Genomic DNA, 2598 nt, shown 5'->3' with positions numbered 1-2598 from the left:
ACCAGGAACGCGAGATCGGCTGGGAAATACTCACCTACACCGCCGGCTTCTTGGCGGCGTTCGCCGTTGCGCACCTGGCCGTCAGACGCTATGCGCCCTACGCGGATCCGTTGCTGTTGCCGATCGTGGCGTTGCTCAACGGGTTGGGTTTGGTGATGATTCACCGGCTCGATCTCGACGAGCGGCTGGCCGAGGGGAGTGGCCGCGCCGTGACGAGCCCGCAGATCCTGTGGACGCTGGTCGGCGTAGGCGCCTTTGCGTTCGTGGTGATCGCGTTGAAGGACCATCGGCAGCTGGCTCGCTACGGCTACGTATGCGGGCTGACCGGACTCGTTTTCCTCGCCATTCCGGCGCTGCTGCCGAAATCGCTGTCCGAGCAGAACGGTGCCAAAATCTGGATTCGCTTGCCGGGCTTCTCGATCCAGCCCGCCGAATTCTCGAAGATCTTGTTGCTGATTTTCTTCTCGGCCGTGTTGGTGGCCAAGCGCGGGCTGTTCACCAGCGCGGGCAAGCATGTGCTGGGAATGGATCTGCCCCGGCCGCGTGACCTCGCTCCGCTGCTCGGGGCCTGGGTTGCCTCGATCGCCGTGATGGTCTTCGAAAAAGACTTGGGCACTTCGCTTTTGCTCTACGCGTCGTTTTTGGTGGTCGTCTACCTGGCCACCCAACGGTTCAGCTGGGTAGTCCTCGGCTTGGCCTTGTTCGCACTGGGCAGCGTTGCCGCGTACTACATGTTCGCTCACGTCCGGGTTCGGGTGCAGACTTGGCTGGACCCGTTCGCCGATCCGGACAACACCGGCTACCAGATCGTGCAGTCGCTGTTCAGCTTCGCCACCGGCGGCGTCTTCGGCACCGGTCTGGGCAACGGGCAGCCGGACACCGTGCCTGCTGCGGCAACCGATTTCATCACCGCGGCGTTCGGTGAAGAACTCGGCCTGGTGGGGTTGGCCGGCCTGCTGATGCTCTACACCATCGTGATCGTCCGCGGCATGCGGACCGCCATCGCGGTGCGGGACAGCTTCGGCAAGCTGCTGGCCGCGGGTCTGGCTTCCACGCTGGCCATCCAGTTGTTCATTGTCGTCGGCGGCGTCACCAACCTCATTCCGTTGACCGGGCTGACCACACCCTGGATGTCCTACGGCGGCTCGTCGCTGTTGGCGAACTACGTGCTGCTGGCGATCCTGGTGCGCATCTCGCATGCGGCGCGGCGGCCGTTCCGTACCAAGCCGCGCAACACCTCGCCGATCGCGGGCGCTAACACCGAGGTGATCGAGCGGGTATGAACACCTCTCTACGCCGGATTTCGATGACCGTGATGGCGCTGATCGTGCTGTTGTTGTTCAACGCCACGCTCACTCAGGTCTTCACCGCCGACGGGCTGCGGTCTGACCCCCGCAACCAGCGCGTGCTGATGGACGAGTACTCCCGGCAGCGCGGCCAGATCACCGCGAACGGTCAGCTGCTGGCGTACTCGGTGGCCACCGACAGCCGCTTTCGTTTCCTGCGGGTGTACCCCAACGCCGCGGTGTACGCCCCGGTGACCGGGTTCTATTCGCTGCGCTACTCGAGCACCGGCCTGGAGCGGGCCGAGGATCCCCTGCTCAACGGATCCGATCAGCGGTTGTTCGGCCGCCGGCTGGCCGACTTCTTCACCGGTCGCGACCCCCGTGGCGGCACGGTGGACACCACCATCAGCCCGCGTATCCAGCAAGCCGGTTGGGACGCGATGCAGCAGGGCTGCAACGGGCCGTGCCGCGGCGCGGTCGTCGCGCTAGAGCCGTCCACCGGGAAGATTCTGGCGCTGGTGTCCTCGCCGTCCTACGACGTCAATCAGCTTGCCTCACACGACCCCGAGCAACAGGCGCACACCTGGCAGCAACTCCGCGACGACCCGCACTCGCCACTGATCAATCGCGCGATCTCGCAGACGTATCCACCTGGTTCGACGTTCAAGGTGATCACCACTGCGGCCGCGTTGCAGAACGGCGCGACCGAGGACGATGCGCTCACGTCGGCGGCGTCGATTCCACTGCCGGACAGCACCGCGAGCCTGGAGAATTACGGCGACGCGCCCTGCGACAGCGCCGAAACCGTCACGCTGCGTGAGGCATTCGCCCGGTCGTGCAATACCGCATTCGTCCAGTTGGGCCTGCTCACCGGTACCGACGCGCTGCGCAGCACCGCGCGATCGTTCGGCCTGGACGTCGTCCCGGAGCCGATCCCGCTTCAGGTCGCCCAATCGACCATCGGACCGATACCCGACGCGGCTGCGCTGGGCATGTCGAGCATCGGCCAGAAAGATGTCGCGTTGACGCCGCTGGAGAATGCGGTCGTTGCGGCTACCATCGCCAATGCCGGCATCACCATGCAGCCCTACCTGGTTGACGGCCTGCAGGGACCTGACCTGGCTAACATCAGCACGACCGCGCCGCACCAACAGCGCCGTGCGGTGTCCCCGCAGGTCGCGGCTAAGCTAACTGAGTTAATGGTCGGCGCCGAGAATGTCACTCAGCAGAAAGGGGCGATCCCCGGCGTGCAGATCGCATCCAAGACTGGTACCGCAGAGCACGGCACCGACCCGCGCCACACACCACCGCA

General features: G+C 65.2%; 2 protein-coding genes. Both read left to right on the top strand.

What is annotated here, in order from left to right; all coding sequences use genetic code 11:
• Nucleotides 1-1283 (top strand): FtsW/RodA/SpoVE family cell cycle protein (locus tag VN856_RS18885; RefSeq protein WP_325691770.1); only part of this gene is annotated, 1283 nt, incomplete at its 5' end.
• The coding region (pbpA, locus tag VN856_RS18880) for a D,D-transpeptidase PbpA (protein WP_325691768.1) at nt 1280-2598 on the top strand (1319 nt) is incomplete at its 3' end. The genes VN856_RS18885 and pbpA, both read left to right, overlap by 4 nt.

This window comes from Mycobacterium sp., assembly GCF_035603715.1.
Taxonomy (GTDB): Bacteria; Actinomycetota; Actinomycetes; order Mycobacteriales; family Mycobacteriaceae; genus Mycobacterium.
Note: the sequence above shows the minus strand (reverse complement) of the source record. Positions and strands in the feature narration are given on the sequence as shown.